Source organism: Catellatospora sp. IY07-71, from assembly GCF_018326265.1.
In the GTDB taxonomy this organism is placed as follows: domain Bacteria; phylum Actinomycetota; class Actinomycetes; order Mycobacteriales; family Micromonosporaceae; genus Catellatospora.
Map to the genome: position 1 here is coordinate 6,754,468 of NZ_AP023360.1, position 17,199 is coordinate 6,771,666.

The 17,199-nt window shown below is 71.2% G+C and carries 20 protein-coding genes; 7 read left to right on the forward strand and 13 right to left on the reverse strand.

Annotated elements, in window-relative coordinates; all coding sequences use genetic code 11:
• Positions 1-4: 4 nt before the first annotated feature.
• On the reverse strand, positions 5-499 hold the full coding sequence (locus CS0771_RS29990; protein ID WP_212844125.1) for a hypothetical protein: 495 nt from the start codon (positions 497-499) through the stop codon (positions 5-7).
• A gap of 271 nt (positions 500-770) precedes the next feature.
• A complete protein-coding gene (locus tag CS0771_RS29995) occupies positions 771-2,090 on the reverse strand; it encodes a hypothetical protein (RefSeq protein WP_212844126.1) in 1,320 nt (439 codons plus the stop codon).
• 282 nt (positions 2,091-2,372) lie between these two features.
• Here CS0771_RS29995 and CS0771_RS30000 point away from each other — a divergent pair, with 282 nt between their 5' ends.
• Positions 2,373-3,029 (forward strand): hypothetical protein, encoded by a 657-nt coding sequence (locus CS0771_RS30000; RefSeq protein ID WP_212844127.1) that lies wholly within the window; start codon positions 2,373-2,375, stop codon positions 3,027-3,029.
• Between the two features lie 154 nt (positions 3,030-3,183).
• Here the strand turns inward: CS0771_RS30000 and CS0771_RS30005 are convergent, their stop codons facing one another.
• The 4 genes from CS0771_RS30005 to CS0771_RS30020 form a co-directional block, all read right to left on the reverse strand.
• A complete protein-coding gene (locus tag CS0771_RS30005) occupies positions 3,184-3,654 on the reverse strand; it encodes a hypothetical protein (protein ID WP_212844128.1) in 471 nt (156 codons plus the stop codon).
• Positions 3,647-4,171, reverse strand: coding sequence for an RNA polymerase sigma factor (locus tag CS0771_RS30010; RefSeq protein WP_212844129.1), 525 nt, complete (start codon positions 4,169-4,171; stop codon positions 3,647-3,649). The genes CS0771_RS30005 and CS0771_RS30010 overlap by 8 nt, the downstream gene beginning before the upstream one ends.
• Positions 4,172-4,289: 118 nt before the next feature.
• The gene (locus CS0771_RS30015; protein ID WP_212844130.1) at positions 4,290-5,219 is read right to left on the reverse strand and encodes a universal stress protein; all 930 of its coding nucleotides are present in this window, start codon (positions 5,217-5,219) and stop codon (positions 4,290-4,292) included.
• A 115-nt stretch (positions 5,220-5,334) separates the two neighbouring features.
• Positions 5,335-5,946, reverse strand: a complete 612-nt coding sequence (locus CS0771_RS30020) for a TetR/AcrR family transcriptional regulator (RefSeq protein ID WP_212844131.1) — start codon at positions 5,944-5,946, stop codon at positions 5,335-5,337.
• 51 nt (positions 5,947-5,997) lie between these two features.
• Between CS0771_RS30020 and CS0771_RS30025 the strand changes: the two genes are divergently transcribed.
• Complete coding sequence (locus CS0771_RS30025; protein WP_212844132.1) at positions 5,998-6,807, forward strand: class I SAM-dependent methyltransferase; 810 nt, start codon at positions 5,998-6,000, stop codon at positions 6,805-6,807.
• A gap of 87 nt (positions 6,808-6,894) precedes the next feature.
• Positions 6,895-8,217 (forward strand): Na+/H+ antiporter NhaA, encoded by a 1,323-nt coding sequence (gene nhaA / locus CS0771_RS30030; RefSeq protein ID WP_212844133.1) that lies wholly within the window; start codon positions 6,895-6,897, stop codon positions 8,215-8,217.
• Positions 8,218-8,260: 43 nt separating this feature from the next.
• On the opposite strand, the gene CS0771_RS30035 is transcribed toward nhaA, so the two are convergent.
• Positions 8,261-8,695 (reverse strand): DUF4326 domain-containing protein, encoded by a 435-nt coding sequence (locus tag CS0771_RS30035; RefSeq protein ID WP_244871117.1) that lies wholly within the window; start codon positions 8,693-8,695, stop codon positions 8,261-8,263.
• Between the two features lie 159 nt (positions 8,696-8,854).
• Here CS0771_RS30035 and CS0771_RS30040 point away from each other — a divergent pair, with 159 nt between their 5' ends.
• Positions 8,855-9,277, forward strand: coding sequence for an Rrf2 family transcriptional regulator (locus CS0771_RS30040; protein ID WP_212844134.1), 423 nt, complete (start codon positions 8,855-8,857; stop codon positions 9,275-9,277).
• Between the two features lie 91 nt (positions 9,278-9,368).
• Here the strand turns inward: CS0771_RS30040 and CS0771_RS30045 are convergent, their stop codons facing one another.
• The 4 genes from CS0771_RS30045 to CS0771_RS30060 are packed head-to-tail and all read right to left on the reverse strand — an operon-like array spanning position 9,369 to position 13,039.
• Complete coding sequence (locus tag CS0771_RS30045; RefSeq protein ID WP_212844135.1) at positions 9,369-10,352, reverse strand: sulfate/molybdate ABC transporter ATP-binding protein; 984 nt, start codon at positions 10,350-10,352, stop codon at positions 9,369-9,371.
• Entirely contained in the window at positions 10,349-11,176 is an 828-nt protein-coding gene (locus CS0771_RS30050; RefSeq protein WP_212844136.1) for a sulfate ABC transporter permease, read from the reverse strand. The genes CS0771_RS30045 and CS0771_RS30050 overlap by 4 nt, the downstream gene beginning before the upstream one ends.
• Complete coding sequence (gene cysT, locus CS0771_RS30055; protein WP_212844137.1) at positions 11,169-12,014, reverse strand: sulfate ABC transporter permease subunit CysT; 846 nt, start codon at positions 12,012-12,014, stop codon at positions 11,169-11,171. The genes CS0771_RS30050 and cysT overlap by 8 nt, the downstream gene beginning before the upstream one ends.
• The gene (locus tag CS0771_RS30060) at positions 12,011-13,039 is read right to left on the reverse strand and encodes a sulfate ABC transporter substrate-binding protein (protein ID WP_212844138.1); all 1,029 of its coding nucleotides are present in this window, start codon (positions 13,037-13,039) and stop codon (positions 12,011-12,013) included. The genes cysT and CS0771_RS30060 overlap by 4 nt, the downstream gene beginning before the upstream one ends.
• A 463-nt stretch (positions 13,040-13,502) precedes the next feature.
• On the opposite strand from CS0771_RS30060, the gene CS0771_RS30065 reads away from it, so the two are divergent.
• Complete coding sequence (locus CS0771_RS30065; protein WP_212844139.1) at positions 13,503-13,691, forward strand: DUF6767 domain-containing protein; 189 nt, start codon at positions 13,503-13,505, stop codon at positions 13,689-13,691.
• 3 nt (positions 13,692-13,694) lie between these two features.
• Here the strand turns inward: CS0771_RS30065 and CS0771_RS30070 are convergent, their stop codons facing one another.
• Positions 13,695-14,174, reverse strand: coding sequence for a MarR family winged helix-turn-helix transcriptional regulator (locus tag CS0771_RS30070; protein WP_212844140.1), 480 nt, complete (start codon positions 14,172-14,174; stop codon positions 13,695-13,697).
• 108 nt (positions 14,175-14,282) lie between these two features.
• Between CS0771_RS30070 and CS0771_RS30075 the strand changes: the two genes are divergently transcribed.
• The gene (locus CS0771_RS30075) at positions 14,283-15,362 is read left to right on the forward strand and encodes an epoxide hydrolase family protein (protein ID WP_212844141.1); all 1,080 of its coding nucleotides are present in this window, start codon (positions 14,283-14,285) and stop codon (positions 15,360-15,362) included.
• Between the two features lie 258 nt (positions 15,363-15,620).
• The gene (locus tag CS0771_RS30080; RefSeq protein WP_212844142.1) at positions 15,621-15,845 is read left to right on the forward strand and encodes a hypothetical protein; all 225 of its coding nucleotides are present in this window, start codon (positions 15,621-15,623) and stop codon (positions 15,843-15,845) included.
• Positions 15,846-15,855: 10 nt separating this feature from the next.
• Here CS0771_RS30080 and CS0771_RS30085 read toward each other — a convergent pair whose 3' ends face one another.
• A complete protein-coding gene (locus CS0771_RS30085) occupies positions 15,856-17,085 on the reverse strand; it encodes a serine hydrolase (protein WP_212844143.1) in 1,230 nt (409 codons plus the stop codon).
• Between the last annotated feature and the right edge of the window lie 114 nt (positions 17,086-17,199).

Below are 17,199 nucleotides of genomic sequence, written 5' to 3' on the forward strand. Positions count from 1 at the left end.
GAGGTCACCGAGTGCTGTTCGCCGTGAGCCCGCCGGACGCGGCGGTGACCAGCGGTGCCAGCTCGTCCAGCGCGGGCCGGGACAGGACTTCCTGCCAGCTGCCGCGATCGCCGGTGGTGACGACGGTCAGCGCGGCGTCCGGCGCGACGAACACGCACTGCCCCGCCCAGCCCACGGCGATGTCGACGGGCACGCCGACCTCGTAGCCGAGCCACCGCAGACAGCCGTAGCCGCGCTGCAGGGGCGCCCCGGCCGGTGTGTGGGCGGTCCACGCCGGCTCCCGGTAGCCGCGGGGCACGGCGTGGCCGGTACGCCACGCCTCGCCGAAGCGCAGCAGAGCACGCGGCGACAGCCGGGCGCCGCCGAACCCGTACGGGACGCCTTCCGGATCGGCGGGCCAGATCACGTCGGCGCAGCCCGCGCACGGCAGCGCCCGGTCGCGGGCGTACGCGTCGAGTCCGCCGGTGACCTCGTGCGGCGCCACGGCCAGCAGGTGCATCGCGTGCAGGTCGTAGGCCGCAACCTGTACCCCGTGGTGGGCGACGAGCAGGCTGCTGGTGTGGGTGAGCGCGGGCTCGGTGCGGCATCGGCGGCGAGCAGCTCGGTGGATTCGACCAGGTCGGACATTCCCGGTGTCTCCGCCGGCGCGGGCCGGCAGCGCAAGGTGTCTGTGCCACGCGGCACGGCTCAAGACCGTGTCCACAACACAGCGCCGGGAGCAGGATGGTCCTGTGCCGCCAGCATTATCGACGGCACAGGACGCCCAGTGATCAGGACGTGATGGTCGGAAGGAATCCGGGCCATACAGCCGGGGCGGAACCCCAGTACGTGAATATGAAGCCCGCGGTGCAGTTGCCCACTGCTGTGCCTGCGCTTCCCGTGAGACTCCCCAGGATACTGACCCCCGCCCCGAACGGCTGGTAGATCGGAGCACCCGAGTCGCCAGGACATGCCGTACCCGTGCCGCTGGTCCGCAGCGCCTCCCATACCAGTGCACGGCCGAACCGAGTGACGCCGCCCTGGGAGACGGAGAAGACCCTGGTGACCTGGCCGGAACCGACGGTGTACCCACAACTGCCCACAGTCGTGGCGCCGGAGTGGCACACGTTGGTTCCAGCGATGTTCCTCGACGCGCCGGGGAAGGACACGATGTCCGCGACGGACGTGGTGTCGCCCGCCACATACAGCTTCGGGCTTGCCTGCGTGGTGATCAGCGCCATGTCGAGGCCTGCGGGGTTGGACTGCGCGTCAGCCACCGATGCGAAGGTGGTCAACCCGGTACGCCATACTGTGCCGAACGGCTGTCGATCGCAGCCGCCGACTGTCTGACAATTGTCCTCACCCTGAAGGGCTCCATTGGTGACGGCAGTGCGAAGCTCGGCGAACCCGAGTGCTGCGCAGTGGCCCGCCGTCACCATGACCCCTGTCAAGCGGTAGGTCGCGGGATACCCGGAGGTACAGGCGTTGGCGGCTCCGCCGCCCGGCGCGCGCAAGAGGATCCTGGCACCGCCATAGTGAGGCGCGGGATCATTGTATCGGGTCGCATAGATCCGTCCGATCGGCTCCTGGCGGACCGCGACCGCGTCTCCGAAACGCACGCGCAGCGCCCTACGCGCATCCCCGGTCAGCACGTCCAGAGACACCACGACCTTGTTCAGGCGGTAGTCCAACCGCGTGGCGACAACACCGAGATTCTCGCTGGCGGAGAACTGCCAGACCTCGTCGCGCTCGATGCGAGCCAGTTCCGCTGCGCTATACCGGACCTGCTCGAACAGCGCGGATCGCGCTACGTTCGCAGTTGAGGCCAGGGCCGCCTGCTGGACAATTCGTTTCGCGCTGTCGGCCCGCCGGCCACCTACCACGTAAATGGTGAGCCTGCCTGAAGCGGCATCGACCGAGTAGCCCCCATGGTCGTGAGTGTCGACGCCCGCCAGCACCTCGTCGCCCGCGGTGAACGACTCCGGGAACGGCGCTACCCGAGCCGGATCGGCCAGCGGCGCCAGTTGCTCGTCAGCCGCGGACGCCGGGGCGGCCAGACTGATCGTCAACAGCGCGACGACACCCACAATTCCTACCAATCGATGATTCACATTGTCACCTCTCGTCGGGGAATGACGATCGATGACCTTAGCCAGTCACGACAGATCGCAACGACCCTGGATCGACCAAATCGGACTTTCTGCGCTCGAGATTAAGTGAAGCAGACCGATCCAGCTCGACCTTGGTCATATCCTTGCGACCTTCACGGCACTCAGAGTCCGGATCGGCCGGCGACAACCGTCGCGTCCGCGCGCCGGACCCGTGGCCTACAGCAGTGTCGCGACCACAGCGCGACACTAGCCGATGTCGGGGGGCGCCGTTATGGTGCCGCCGTGACGATCGAAGACGGCTGGATCGCGTTCGACCTGGGCAGGTTTCGCAGGCACGAAGCTGAGTTCGCCACCTACAGCGGAAGCTCGCCCACCGCGCTGCCGACATTGCCGGTCGCCCATCCGGGTGGTCTGCACGCCTGGATGCGGGAGCTGGTGCCGCTCGGCGACCTCGCCGCCGGCCCATACGGCTTGGTCACGCTGACCGACGGCGCTCCCGTGGGCGAGCACGAGGCAGCCCTGCCCGAGCAGTTCGTCGCGTTCATGGCCGATCCGGTCCTGCGCGACAACGTCCCCACCTGCACGTCCTGCTATTGGGAGCCGGAGCTGCCCGTGGCCGCGAGCCCCGTGCACGAGGGTGCGCAGCTCGTGCGCTTCCTGAACGACCAGCAGGGCTGCCTGTTCTGGTATCTCCACCTGCTGCCCGGCGGCGGCCACGAGGTCCTGTGCGGCGGCCACGCCTACGACGAGTACGAGGTGCCCCGCGACGAGGCACTCGAAGATCTCGTACGCGTGGCAGGCGACTTCGATGGGTTCATCGCCCGCTTCTGGATCGAGAATCTCGCCTGGTTCGAGGTGGTCGGCCAGAAGCGACCCGATGAGAGCCTGTCCGGCCCGGTCTGGGAGTACGTACGCCAGTACGCCTCGGCGGTGCGCTGACCGCGCTACCGCCGGTCAGCGCAGCAGCAGCACCAGTCCGGTGACCAGCAGGCCTGCGGCGAGCACCACGACCACGATCAGGGTCTTGGTGCCGAAGCGGCGCCGGATGAACTTCGCGTTGTGCACCATTTCGGTTTCCCTCCGGATCAGACGGTCAGGTGGTCAGCTCGCTGCGGCGGCGCAGCAGCCGTGCCCGCTCGCGGTGGGCGTGTGCCAGCAGCAGCACCGACACGGCGACGAAGACCGCTCCGACAGCGAGGACAGGCCACAGGTCGGTGCCCCGCCCTGCGGCGATCACCGCCAGCAGGGCGGTGGTCGCGGTCGAGGCGGACAGCGCGATCCAGGCCGCGACGACGCGGTCGGCGGCGAACAGCACCACCTTGCGGGTCAGCAGCCAGCAGCCGTACCCGGCCCAGGCCACGCAGATCGCGATGAGCAGCGCGAACGCGAGCCGGGTCCGGCCCGGCAGCGGATCCGGCTCGGTGAGCCACAGCAGCGACACGAACGCGGCTCCCGAGAGCCCCGCGACCAGCGCCGCGACCGCCCGGATGCGGGCCCGCCGCGACACGGCCGTGCCGAGCCGCTCGACGATCTCCTGCGCCGACAGGCGCGGCTGGTCACTCATCTCCGGCGGTCCTCTCCAGATGTACGCGCAGCAGGCGGCGGGCCCGGTTCAGCCGGGACTTGACCGTGCCGACGGGCACGCCGCAGATCTGGGCGCAGTCGGCCACGGGCAGGTCTTCCAGGTAGAACAGGACGAGGATCTCCCGCTCGGCCACGGGCAGCGCGGCGAGCGCGTCCAGCAGCCGGGCGCGGTCGGCGAGCGCCTCGACCGGGTCCTCCACCGGCGCGTCGGCTTCGGCGAGCGCTTCGGGCCGGTCGGTGTACTGGCTGCGCAGCCGGTCGGTGACCGAGCGGCGGGCGATGGTGAACAGCCAGGGCGCGAAGCGGGCCGGTTCGCGCAGCCGGGGCAGCCCCCGGACCACCGCGAGCCAGACCTCCTGGGCGACGTCGTCGGCGCGCTCGGCGTCGAGCATGCGGCGCACGTACGTCCACACGGGCAGCCGCCAGCGGTTCACCAGCTCGGCCAGCGCGCCGCGCTCCCCCAGCTGGGCTCGTACCACCAGCAGCTCGTCGGTCATCTCGTCCTCCCGTCACCATGCACAGTCGGGCGGGAGGCCGGGGAGGTTCACGGTGGGGCGAGATTACCGCCGGCCGGCCTCGGCAGTCGCCTGGGCCGGCCGGGGCTGTGGCGGTCGGTCAGTGCTCGGTCGGGTGCATGACGGCGACCGGGCTGTGCGCGTGGTGGGCGAGGGTGAGGCTGACCGAGCCGAGCAGCAGCCCGGCGAAGCCGCCCCGGCCCCGGGAACCGACCACCGTCAGCGCGGCGCCCCGGGAGGCCTCGACCATGCTGTGCTCGGGGTTGAGGCTGCGCACCGCGCGGGTCTCGATGCCCAGGCCGGGGTGCTCGCTGAGCAGGCGGCTGGTCGCGGCGGCCAGCAGCCGCTGCGCGCCTTCCTCGGCCGTACGCTCGGCCTCGGCCTGCTGCGCCTCGCCACCCGGGCCGAGGTGGAACCAGGGCTGCGGCCAGTAGACGTGCACGATGATCAGGGGCACGTCGCGGTCGGCCGCCTCCTGCGCGGCGAAGACCAGTGCGGCCTGCGCGGCGGGAGATCCGTCGATGCCGACGACGACGGGTCCGGCCGTCTCGGGCTCCGTCGGCACGGTCTCGTCGTCGGAGCCGGTTCCGGCCGGGCGTACGACGATGACCGGCCCGTGGGCGTGCGCGGCGACCTGGGCCGACACCGAGCCGAGCAGCAGTTCGGCGAAGCCGCCGAGGCCGCGGCAGCCGACGACGGTGACCGCCGCGGCGCGGGACCGCTCGATGAGCGCGGCGGCCGGGGTCTGGGTGAGCTGCTCGGCGTACACCTCGCCCAGCGTGGGCTGCTGCTTGCGCAGCTGCTCGACCAGTTCGGCGAGGTCCCCGTCGATCGCGGCACGGGTCGCGGACTCGTCGAACCAGGCCTCGGCGAGCGCGACGGTGCCATAGCCCCACATCGGACTGACATAGCAGTACAGCAGGTGCAGGGGCGCCTGGCGGCGGGCGGCGAGGGCGGCCGCGTGGTACGCGGCGGCGTGGCTGGTCGGGGAGCCGTCGACGCCGACGATGACGGGCCGGTGGGTGCTCATGGAAGGGCTCCTGTTCCGCGAGGGTGTGTCCGTACCCCCACCCTGTCGCCCCGGAGTCGGCCCGGTCAGTGCCGCCGGGCCCGCGCGGGCGGGCCTTTGGTCCCGTCCGGCCGCCTCAGGGAAGGCGGCGGGGTCCGGGCTGGACGGCGCCGCTGAGCACCGCGGTCACCGCCCGGTGCACGGCCTCGGCCGTCGGCGGGGTGGCGGTGCGGTCGGCGTGGAGCAGGTGCACGGTGCCGATCAGCATCGCGGCGAGGGTGTCGGTGTCGGCAGCGGAGGCGAGGCGGCCGCGTTCGCGTTCGGCGGCCAGGTAACGGCCGATCATGATCGCGGCGTCGGTGAGCACTGGGACGCCCGCCGGCCAGCCATCGCGCAGCCGGGCCCGCAGCTCGTCGCGGTAGCCGACCAGGGCGACGATCGCCACCGCTGCCGAGCGGTACAGGCCCGTGAGGGCTGAGGTGAGGTTGTCGGCGACGGTGTTCGTGCCGGCTGCTTCGAGCAGGGCGGCGGCCTGCGGATCCAGCCGGGCGATGCGGTCGAGCACGAAGGCCGCGAGGAAGTCGTCGAAGTCGGCGAAGTGCCGGTGCAGCACGCCCTTGGCGACCCCGGCCTCGGCGGTCAGGGCGCGGCTGGTCAGCGCACTTGGCCCGTCCCGCAGCAGGATGCGCTCGGCGGCGTCGAACAGCTGCTCGCGGATGTCGCGCAGGGCCACTCCGGTCGGCGCCATCGGCTCTCCTTCGGGTTGACGAGTGGGCGCTCGCCCACTCATAGTGGGCACATGCCCACTCTACCGCCCGAGCCGACGCCCGACGCCCTGCGCCAGGTGGCACAGTCGTTCGGCACCGACGCGGCCCGCTACGACCGGACCCGCCCGCCGTACCCCGCCGAGCTGGTGGCGCACATCGTCGCGGCCAGCCCCGGCCCGGCGGTCGTCGACGTGGGCTGCGGCACCGGCATCGCCTCGCGGCAGCTGCGCGACGCGGGATGCACGGTGCTCGGCGTGGACCCCGATCCGCGGATGGCCGAGACGGCCCGCGCCGGGGGCATCCCGGTCGAGGTGGCGACGTTCGAGCAGTGGGAACCGGCCGGTCGCGTGTTCGACGCCGTGGTCGCCGGGCAGGCCTGGCACTGGGTCGACGCCGAGGCCGGAGCGGCCAAGGCGGCACGGGTGCTGCGGCCCGGCGGCCTGTTCGCCGCGTTCTGGCACGTGTTTCAGCCACCACCGGTCGTGGGGGAGGCGTTCGCCACGGCGTTCCGGCAGGTGGCGCCCACGGCACCGGTCGACGTGTCGCTGCTGAGGCGGCCCGCCGACGCGTACCGGATGATGCTCGACACCGCTGCCGCCGGGCTCCAGGCCGCGGGCGGGTTCAGCGCGCCGGAGCGGTGGAGCTACGGCTGGGAGCTGCCCTACACCCGCGACGAGTGGCTCGCGCTGCTGCCCACCCAGGGTCTCCTGACCAGGCTCGCGCCCGAGCAGGTGGCGCGGCTGCAGGCGGACGTCGGGGCCGCGATCGACACGATCGGCGGCGGTTTCACGATGGCTTACGAGACCGTCGCGATCACCGCGAAGCGGCAGGCGGACGCCTGACGCACTAGATCATCCGGGTAGGGTGGGGGCAGGTGTGCCGGGAAGTCTGGTCGGCGATTTCGTCAGCCTGACCGGAGGAGCCCGGCCATGAACACACCCGCCAGCCGCAAGGTCATCTTCGGACGGGGCTCCTGGCCCGAGGCCCGCCGCCTGGCCGACATCCTGCGCCTGGAGACCGTCGGCGGCGCGCTGCTGCTGGCCGCCGCCGTCCTCGCCATGATCTGGGCCAACTCGCCCTGGGCACCCGCCTACGAGGCGCTGCGCGAGTACGAGCTCGGCCCCGCCGCGTTGCACCTGCATCTGCCGCTCGGGATGTGGGCGGCCGACGGGCTGCTCGCGATCTTCTTCTTCGTGGCCGGGCTTGAGCTGAAACGCGAGTTCGTCGCAGGTGACCTGCGCGAACCGGCCCGTGCCGCCGTCCCGGTGGCGGCGGCGGTGGGCGGGGTGCTGCTGCCCGCGCTGATCTACATCCTGGTCAACCACGGCGACCCGGCCGCCCGCGCCGGGTGGGCGATCCCGACCGCCACCGACATCGCCTTCGCACTGGCCGTGCTGGCGGTCGTCGGCCGCAACCTGCCCACCGGCCTGCGTACGTTCCTGCTCACGCTCGCGGTCGTCGACGACCTCATCGCCATCGTCATCATCGCCTTCGTGTACACCGAGACCCTCCACCCGCTGCCGCTGGCCGCCGCGCTGCTGCCGCTGGCCGCGTTCGGGGTCCTCGTACAGCGGCGGATCCGGTCGCCGTGGCTGCTGGTGCCACTGGCCTTCGCCACGTGGGCGCTCGTGCACGCCTCGGGGGTCCACGCGACGGTCGCGGGGGTGCTGCTCGCGTTCACCGTCCCGGTGCTGCCGCGCGACCCGGAAGGCGGTGCCCACCGAGGCATGGCGGCGCGGTTCGAGCACCGGTTGCGGCCGCTCTCGGCAGGGTTCGCGGTGCCCGTGTTCGCGCTGATGAGCGCCGGGGTGGCGCTGGGCGGCGCCGCCGAACTGGCCGCGTCCCTGTCCTCGGGCGTCTCGGTGGGCATCGTCGCCGGTCTGACCCTCGGCAAGGTGGCCGGCGTGCTGATCGCGACCGCGCTGGTGGCCCGGTTCACCGCGGCGCGGCTCGACGACGGCCTGGCCTGGATCGACATCGTCGGCCTGGCGATGCTCACCGGCGTGGGGTTCACCGTGTCCCTGCTGGTGACCGAACTCGCGTTCGGCCCCGGCTCGGCGGCCGCGGGCGACGCCACGATCGCCGTGCTGGCCGGGTCGATGGCGGCCGCCCTGCTCGCGGCCGTGGTGCTGCGCCTGCGCGACCGGGCGTACCGGAAGCTGGCCGAGGCCGAGCGGGTCGACACCGACCACGACGGCATCCCGGACGTCTACCAGGTGCGGACGGGTGAGCCCGGGTCGCCGGGGAACTGACGGCCGGGTTCCACGCACGACAGTGCCGACGGGGACGCCAGGGTCACGGCTCCTCGCCGGCCGCGACGCGCAGCAGCACGTCGGCGTGGCAGGGCACCGGGTTGCCGTACGCGTCCGTCAGCGGGCACCAGCACGCCAGGTCGCGGCCGTGCAGGTGCTGCCGGATGGGCGGGATCAGCAGCGCCGGGTAGCGCAGCAGGTGCGCCCGGAACAGTCCGACCGCGTCGGCCCGGTCGGCGACGGGCCGGATCTCGTAACCGCCGGGCCGGTCCGCGTCACCGGGATACACCCCGGGCGGCCGGCTGCCTTCGTAGGGCTTGGCGTACCCGCCGGGAAACTGCTGCACCATCGCCCCGACCTCGAAGGGATTGCCCCACCGCGTCGGCCGGGTCACGATGATCGCACCCTCGGGCAGCTGCCAGCCCTTCACCCGCCGTCGCTGGATCCGCTGCGGCGGCGTGCCGTCCATGAGCCCCATTCGTCCTCCGCCGCCACCGTAGCCACGGCAGCCCTGCCGCCGCCACTGCGTGCGCGAACCGGATACGAATACAAGCCCCATTGCCGAAATACCACTTATCCCATAGGATTTATAGCCATAGGGGTGAGGGCCGTCCGTCCGAACAGGAGTGCGCCGACCGTGCACATATCGGCGAGACACGACTACGCGATGCAGGCGATGCTGGCCATCGCCGCGGCCGGCGGCCGGCTGGTTAACACCAACGAGCTGGCCGCCCTGCAGGGCATCCCCGCGACCTACCTGCCCCCGCTGCTCTACGACCTGCGCCGCGCCGAGCTGCTGAGCAGCCGCCCCGGCAACGTCGGCGGATACAGCCTGGCCCGCGGCGCCGACCGGATCACCGTCGGGGACGTCATGCGCGCCGTCAGCGGCGAGCTGAGCAGCATCCGGGGCCGCCCGGCGCAGTCGGTCAGCTACGTCGGCGCCGCGCGGGCCCTGCCCCGGCTGTGGCGGTCGGTGCACTCGCTCACCGCCGAACTGCTCGACGGCATCACCCTGCGCGACCTGCTCGACGAGCTGCCCGAAAGCACCGCCGGGAGATGAGCGGCGCGGCCGGACCACCCGCGGGGCGGACGGTGGGCGATTCCGACGTCCACCGTCTCCCCTGCGGGCCCGCCCGGCCGCGCGACGTGCCTCAGACGGCGCCGACGACCTGCGACCGGCTCTCGGCCCCCGCGACCTCGGGCGCGACCCGCACCTGCACCTCGGACCCGGTGTGCAGCCCGAGCGCGAGGAACTCGTTGCGGTTGAGGGTGACCGTGACGGTCTGCTCCCCCACCGCCACCTCCACCCGGATCTCGAAGCCGATCCGCGTGATCCGCTCGACCAGCCCGGACGCCGCGTCCGGGTCGCTGCCGGCGGGCAGCAGCTGCAGGTCGTGCGGGCGTACGAGCCGGTCGCCCAGCTCGGTGACCGGGCCGAGGAACCGCATCACGAAGTCGTTGGCCGGGCGGTCGTAGAGCTCGTCGGGCGAGCCGATCTGCTCCACGCGGCCCTCGTTGATCACGACGATCTCGTCGGCGACCTCCAGCGCCTCCTCCTGGTCGTGCGTGACGAAGACCGTGGTGACGTGGACCTCGTCGTGCAGGCGGCGCAGCCAGTCGCGCAGCTCCTTGCGGACCTTCGCGTCGAGCGCGCCGAACGGCTCGTCCAGCAGCAGCACGCTCGGCTGCACGGCCAGCGCGCGGGCCAGGGCCATGCGCTGGCGCTGGCCGCCGGACAGCTGCGCGGGCAGCCGGTCGGCGAACTGGGACAGGTGGACCAGCTTGAGCAGCTCGTCGACCCGCTCCCGGATCTCCGCCTTGGGCTTCTTGCGGATCTCCAGGCCGAACGCCACGTTGCGCGCCACCGAGAGGTGCTTGAAGGCCGCGTAGTGCTGGAACACGAACCCGACGTTGCGCTTCTGCGGGGACAGGTCGGTCGCGTCGACGCCCTCGATCCGGACGCGCCCGGAGTCGGCCGTCTCCAGCCCGGCGATGATGCGCAGCAGCGTGGACTTGCCGCCGCCGGACGGTCCGAGCAGGGCGGTGAGCCCGCCGGACGGGATGCTGACGGAGACGTCGTCGAGGGCGACGAAGTCCCCGAACCGCTTGGAAACTCCTGTGATCTCGATGCTCAACGGTCTTCCTTAGGGCGGAGGGCGGAGACGACGATGATGCAGGCCACGGCGACCAGGGCGAGGAGGAAGGCGGTGGCGTACGCCCCGCCCTTGTCGAAGTTGAGGTACTTCTCCTCGACGACGAGCGTCGCGGTGCGGGTGTCGCCGAGCACGTTGCCGGAGACGACCTTGACCGCGCCGAACTCGCCCAGCGACCGGGCCAGGCTGAGCACGACGCCGTAGATGACGCCCCACTTGATCGAGGGCAGGGTGATGCGCAGGAACGTCTGCAGGGCGTTGGCGCCGAGGCTGCGCGCCGCCTGCTCCTGCTCCTCGCCGACCTCCTCCAGCACCGGCACGACCTCGCGGATCACCAGTGGCAGCGCCACGAACACGGTGGCCAGCACGATGCCCGGCGTGGAGAAGACGACCTGGATGCCGGCGTCCTCCAGGGTGGGGCCGAACCAGCCGGTGCGCCCGCCGTAGACGAGCACCAGCGACAGGCCGACCACGATCGGCGACACCGACAGCGGCAGGTCCAGCAGCGCGGACAGCCACCGCTTGGCCGGCAGGTCGTAGCGGACCAGCAGCATGGAGATGCCGACGCCGAACACCGTGTTGATCACCACGGCGATCAGCGCCACCTGCACGGTGAGGCTGAGCGCGTGGATGACGTCCGGGTCCTCCAGGATGCCGTTCAGGTTCTCCATGCCGTCGGCGAAGGTGTTCTTGGCGACCAGGTACACCGGCCACGCGACCAGGAAGAACAGGTAGACGATGACCAGCAGGCGGACCAGGTGCGCACCCGGGCCGCGCTTGTTCCGCGACAGTGCTCGCTCAGCCACGCCGCACCAGCCTCCGCTGCAGGAAGTCGACCAGGATCAGCACCACGAACGAGATCACCAGCAGGATCGTGGCGACCGCCGCCGCGCTGTCGAGGTTGTCGTTCTCGATGCTGCTGAGGATGCGCACCGAGGTGACCTCGGTCTGGTTCGGCAGGTTGCCCGACAGCAGCACCAGCGAGCCGTACTCGCTGACCCCGCGGGCGAACGACAGCGCTGCACCGGCCGCGATGGCCGGCGTCAGGCTGGGCAGGATGATCCGCCGGAAGACGGTGAGGCGGCTCGCGCCCAGCGACATGGCCGCCTCCTCGACGTCGCGGTCCAGCTCGGCCAGCACCGGCTGCACGGTGCGGACCACGAACGGGAGCGTGACGAAGAGGAAGGCCAGGAAGACGGCCTGGCGGGTGTTGGCGATGTCGATGCCGAGCGGGCTCTTCGGCCCGTACAGCGAGAGCAGCACCAGGCCCGCGACGATGGTCGGCAGGGCGAACGGGATGTCGATGATGATCTCGAGGATGCGCTTGCCGAAGAACCGGTCCCGGACCAGCACCCACGCGATCATGGTGCCGATGACGATGTTCACCAGCGTCACCGCGAAGGCGGTGCCCACGGTGAGCTCGATCGCGGCCAGCGTCTGCTCGGTGGTCACCGCCTCCCAGAAACCGGCCCAGCCGCCCGTCGTCGCCGTGACGACCACGGCGGCCAGCGGGATCAGCACGAGCAGGCTGAACCACAGCATCGCCACGCCGAAACCCAGGCCGGAGACCCGGGTCAGGGGGCGTCCATGCCGGATCGGCCGGCGGGTGACCGCCGGCCGATCCGAGGTGAGCGTCGTCGTCACTTAGCCTTGCCCGAGGCCGCGATGATCTTGACGATGATGCCCTCCTTCTCGTCGAAGAACTTCTTCGACAGCGCCGACCAGCTCTCGAAGTCCTTCGAGACGGTCAGCAGCTTCTGCGGCGCCGGGAACGGGTTGTCCGGGTCCTTGGCGCCCTCGACGCCCTTGGTGTCGACGCCCTCGATGATCGGCCGGAAGCCCTTGAGCGCGAACTGGCGCTGGCCGTCCTTGCTGAGCACGAAGTCCAGCCACTCCTTGGCCTTCGGGTCGGCGTTGGTGAGGATCGCGCCCGGGTTCTCGATCAGGATCGTGGTGTTCGGCACGACCCAGTCGAACTTCTCGCCCGCCTGGGTGGCCAGGATCGCCTCGTTCTCGTAGGCGAGCAGCACGTCGCCGGTGCCGCCGAGGAAGGCGGTGGTGGCGTCACGGCCGCTGCCGGGCAGGGCGACGACGTTGCCGAACAGCTTGGTCACGAAGTCCGTGGCCTGGGCGTCGGTGCCGCCGTTGGCCGCGATGTGGCCCCACGCCGCCAGCGCGTTCCACCGGGCCGCGCCCGAGGAGGCCGGGTTCGGGGTGACGATCTGGATGCCGGGCTTGACCAGGTCGTCCCAGCCCTGGATGTTCTTCGGGTTGCCCTCGCGCACCGCGAGCACCACGATCGAGGACGACACGATGCCCTTGTTCGGGCCGGCGTTCCACTCCTTGGCCACCAGGCCGGCGTCGACCAGGCGGGTCACGTCGCTGGAGACCGAGTAGTGCACGTAGTCGGCCTTGAGGCCGGCCACCACGGCGCGGCTCTGGTCGCCGGAGGCGCCGTAGGAGGTCTGGAACTTGACGCCCTTGCCCGCGTCGGTCTTGTTCCACTCGGCCGCGATCGCCTTGTTGGCCTGCTCGGGCACCGCGAACCCGACGATGTGCAGCGTGGCACTGGAACCCGGGGTGCCGCTCTCCGCACCACCGCCGCCGCAGGCCGACAGCGCCAGCACGGCGGCGGCGAATGCGGCGGTTGCTCTGATCCGGTTCTTCATGGGGAACCTGTCCTCCTCAGGGCGCTTTTGGGCGCACCGAACCCCGCCGGGGCCACCGGCGAGATCGGCAAACTTCGATGTAATGGGGTATGACTATCTGGACATGACAGGGTCAGCCGGTATGCCTGCGCAGCATCTATGCGGCGAATCGAATGCTTTCGGCATCCGGGCGGCATGGTCCGGCTCGACCACGGAACGAATATCCCACTAAACCGCTAGACTTTCAAGACTTTGTCAGCGCGACGACGCCGCCGCTCCGTCAAGGCCCCCCAGCCGTCCAGCCGACCCGCCGGCCGACCGGACATCCCTGCCGCACAACGGCTTCGGCCGTGCCGCGGCGTCCACTCTCGACAGCCACGGCCCCCTCGGCCGGCAGCGCGACCCCGCGCAGGTGATCGCCGTCTCGGTCAGGTCGGGACCTTTGCCCTGCTCACCACCGCCGCCATGACGACATCATGGGGGTATGCCGGACTCGGTGCACACTGCCGCGAAGCCGCCACGGGTGGACGCGCGATGCCCGCTGCGCCCCGGGCAGCCGTGCACCCTGTGCCAGCTCGACGTGACCGGCCCACAGGACTGCCCGCTCGTCTACCTCGTCATGTCCGATGACGAGCTGCGCGACGGCGTGCGGCGCGGTGGCGCGGCGCGCTGATCCTCAGCGCCACGGCTCCGCGGTGGCGCCGGCACGCCTGTCATGGTGGTCGAGCAGTCTGGACAGCAGCTCGGTCAGTTGCCCGCGCTCCTCGGGGGTGAGCGGCGCCAGCAGCTCGTCCTGGCGCGCGGCCAGCTCCTGCTCCAGCAGCCGCAGCTGCCGTCTGCCCGCGGCGGTCAGCGAGACGATGTTGCGCCGCCGGTCGGACGGATCCGGGGCACGCTGGACCTGGCCGCGTTCGGCGAGTTCGTTGATCGCGGCCACCATGTCGCTGAGGTGGATGCCGCTGCGGCGGCCCAGCGTGGCCTGGCTGGCCGGGCCGTGCTCGGCCAGCGTCGCCAGCAGCCGGTAGTGGTAGCCGCGCGCGCCCACGGCGGAGAAGCCGTCGGTCACCAGCCGCTGCGCGTGACCGGCCGTCTGGCTGAGCAGCCAGCTCGGCAGGCCCCGCCAGCTCGGCGGGCTCTCGTCGGCTTGAGGGTCCATGTGACGAGTCTAACGAATCGTTCGGCGGACAAACGATTGTGATACCGTTCGCCTCACAAACGTTAGTGCCCCAAACGTTTATAGACTGAACGAGTCGCGAGGAGAGTCATGATCCAGCCGTTTCGCATCGACATCCCGCAGGCCGACCTCGACGACCTGCGCGACCGGCTCGCCCGGACCCGCTGGCCCAACGAGGTCGCCGACGCCGGTTGGCACTACGGCTTCCCGCTGGCGCGGCTCAGGGAGCTGGCCGAGCGCTGGCGCACCGGCTACGACTGGCGCGAGCACGAGGCCCGACTCAATGAGCTGCCGCACTTCACCACCGAGATCGAGGGCCAGCGGATCCACTTCGTGCACGTGCGTTCGGACGACCCGGACGCGCTGGCGCTGGTCCTCACCCACGGCTGGCCCGGCTCGTTCCTGGAGTTCCTGGACGTGATCGAGCCGCTGCGCCGCGACTTCCACCTGGTGATCCCGTCCATCCCGGGGTACGGCTTCTCCGGGCCGACCCACGAGGGCGGCTGGGACATCGTGCGGGTCGCGCGGGCCTGGGCCGAGCTGATGCGCCGCCTGGGGTACGAGCGCTACGGCGCGCAGGGCGGCGACTTCGGCTCGGGCATCTCGCTGGCCCTCGGCGCGGTCGCGCCCGAGCGGGTCGTCGGGGTGCACGTCAACTACCTGCCGACCCGCCCCGACCCGGACGCCGATGTCCGGCTGTCCGCGTCGGACGAGGCGCGGCTGGACAAGGTCCGGCAGCTGATGGCCAACCGCCCAGCATACCAGGCCCTGCTGGCGACCACCCCGCAGACCATCGGGTACGCGCTGACCGACTCGCCCGTCGGCCAGCTCGCCTGGATCGCCGAGCGCTTCGCCCAGTGGACCGATCCGCGCACGCCGGTCGGCGACGACCGGATGCTCACCGACATCTCGCTGTACTGGCTGACCGCGACCGCGGCCTCCTCAGCGCGGCTGCACCGGGACGCTCCCCGCGGGGCCCCGTCCTGCCCCGTGCCGGTCGGCGTGGCGGTGTTCCCGCACGACATCACGCAGTCGGTGCGTCCGCTGGCCGAGCGGCTGTACGACATCAGGCACTGGTCGGAGTTCGAGCGCGGCGGCCACTTCGCCGCTATGGAGGTCCCGGACCTGCTCGCCGAGGACGTCCGGCAGTTCTTCCACAAGCTCGCCTGATCGGTCAGGCCTCAAGAAGCGCGGCGAGCGCGGCCAGCGGCTGGGGCTGCGCACGAGCCAGCGCCCCGATCCCCGTCGTCATGACCACGGCCTTTCCACCACCGCCCGGTGCCGGTGGGAACGCTACCCGCACCGGTCGGCCGAGCGCATCACCGGAAAGCGCCACCCGGGGCGCGATCGGTCAGGTTTCGAGAAGCGCTCCGCACGAAGCCGCAGCTAGCGTGGCCGATGTCGCCCACATCCACAGAGGAGTGCCCCATGAATTGGAACAAAGGTATCCGGCAGTTCCACCGCTGGACGTCCATCGTCTTCACATTGACCGTCATCGTGACCTTCGTCGCCCTCGCACAGGAGGAGCCCCTGGTATGGGTGTCCTACCTGCCGCTGCCGCCGCTGTTCCTGCTCCTGTTCAGCGGCCTCTACCTGTTCGCGCTGCCGTACGTCGCCAGGTGGCGGGCCGGGCGCTCGGCGGCCGCGAGCTGACCCGCGCCGGTCAGCAGACGGCCTTCTGGAACGGAGCCGGCATCGGCGGCGCCTGCTTGGGAGTCACCTGCGCGGCGATCTGCCGGAACAGCACGTCGCTGGCGTTGGGGTAGTTCCCCTGGCAGTCGAAGGCGCCCGGCAGGTAGGTCACCGCGACGGAGATGCCGACCCTCTCGGCGGGCAGGAACGCCTCGGTGGCGCTGTAGCCGCCGAGCAGCGGGTTCTGCAGCAGCCAGCCACCGGAGCGGACCACACCCAGGCCGTAGTTGTAGCCCTCGACCTGGGTGAAGCAGGAGGGCTTGCAGCTGTCCTGCGGGTGCCCGAAGCCGAGCAGGTTCGGGTCGGTCATGGCGCGGTAGCTCGCCTCCGACAGCAGCGTGCCCTCCCCCACGGCGATCGCGGTCCGGGCCATGTCGTCGATGGTGGTGGTCTGGCTCGCGCCGTTCGGGGTGCCCCAGTCGGCGTTCCAGAACGTCGCCTCCTCGTAGAACCCGGTGCCAGCGGGGACGCCCAGCGCCTGGCGGCCCTCCGAGCTGAACGAGTGCAGGACCGGCTCGGGGATGGCCCCGGTGTCGCTCGCCACGGTGTCGCGCAGACCCATCGGGTCCAGCACCTTCTCGCGCAGCAGCACGTCGAGCGGCTTGCCGCCGATCTTCGCGAGGATCTCGCCGAGGATCATGAAGTTGGTGTGCGCGTAGCTCCAGTTGGTGCCGGGCGGGAACTGGACCGGCCGGGAGAACGCGTACTTCATCCGCTCCTCGAAGGTCCAGGACTGGAAGGGGTCGGCGTTGAAGGCCGCGTTCCAGGCCGGGTCGGTCTCGAAGTCGGGATACCCGCTGGTCTGGTTGGCCAGCATCTTCAGGGTGACCTTGCCCGCCTCGGGCAGGTCCGGCATCCACCGCTGCACCGGGTCGTCGAGCTTGGCCCGGCCCTCCTCGACGAGCAGCATCAGCAGCGTGCCGAGGTACGCGAACGCGACGGCGCCGTTGCGGAAGCGCATCGCGGTGGTCGCGGGCACCCCGTCCAGCGACTCGCCGAACGCCGCGCTGGTTACGACCTGGTCGCCCCTGGTCACCTTGAAGATGACGGCTCGCAGCGAGCCGGCCGTCATCGCGTCGCGCACGATCTTCGCGATCGCCTCGGCCTGTGGACTCGGTGCCTGCCTCGCCGCATCGGCGGGCGCCGTGCATGCCCCTAGCAGGAGCACGAGCGCGAGCAGCGTCCGCGAATGAAAGATCACGATTGATGGTATCTGTGCCCTTAGTCCTAATGCGTGACAATCGGGGAAAGGGTTTCATCTCCCTGCCGGGGCCTGTCCGAGCTTGTCAGAGCCGTCAGGTTCACTGGGACGACG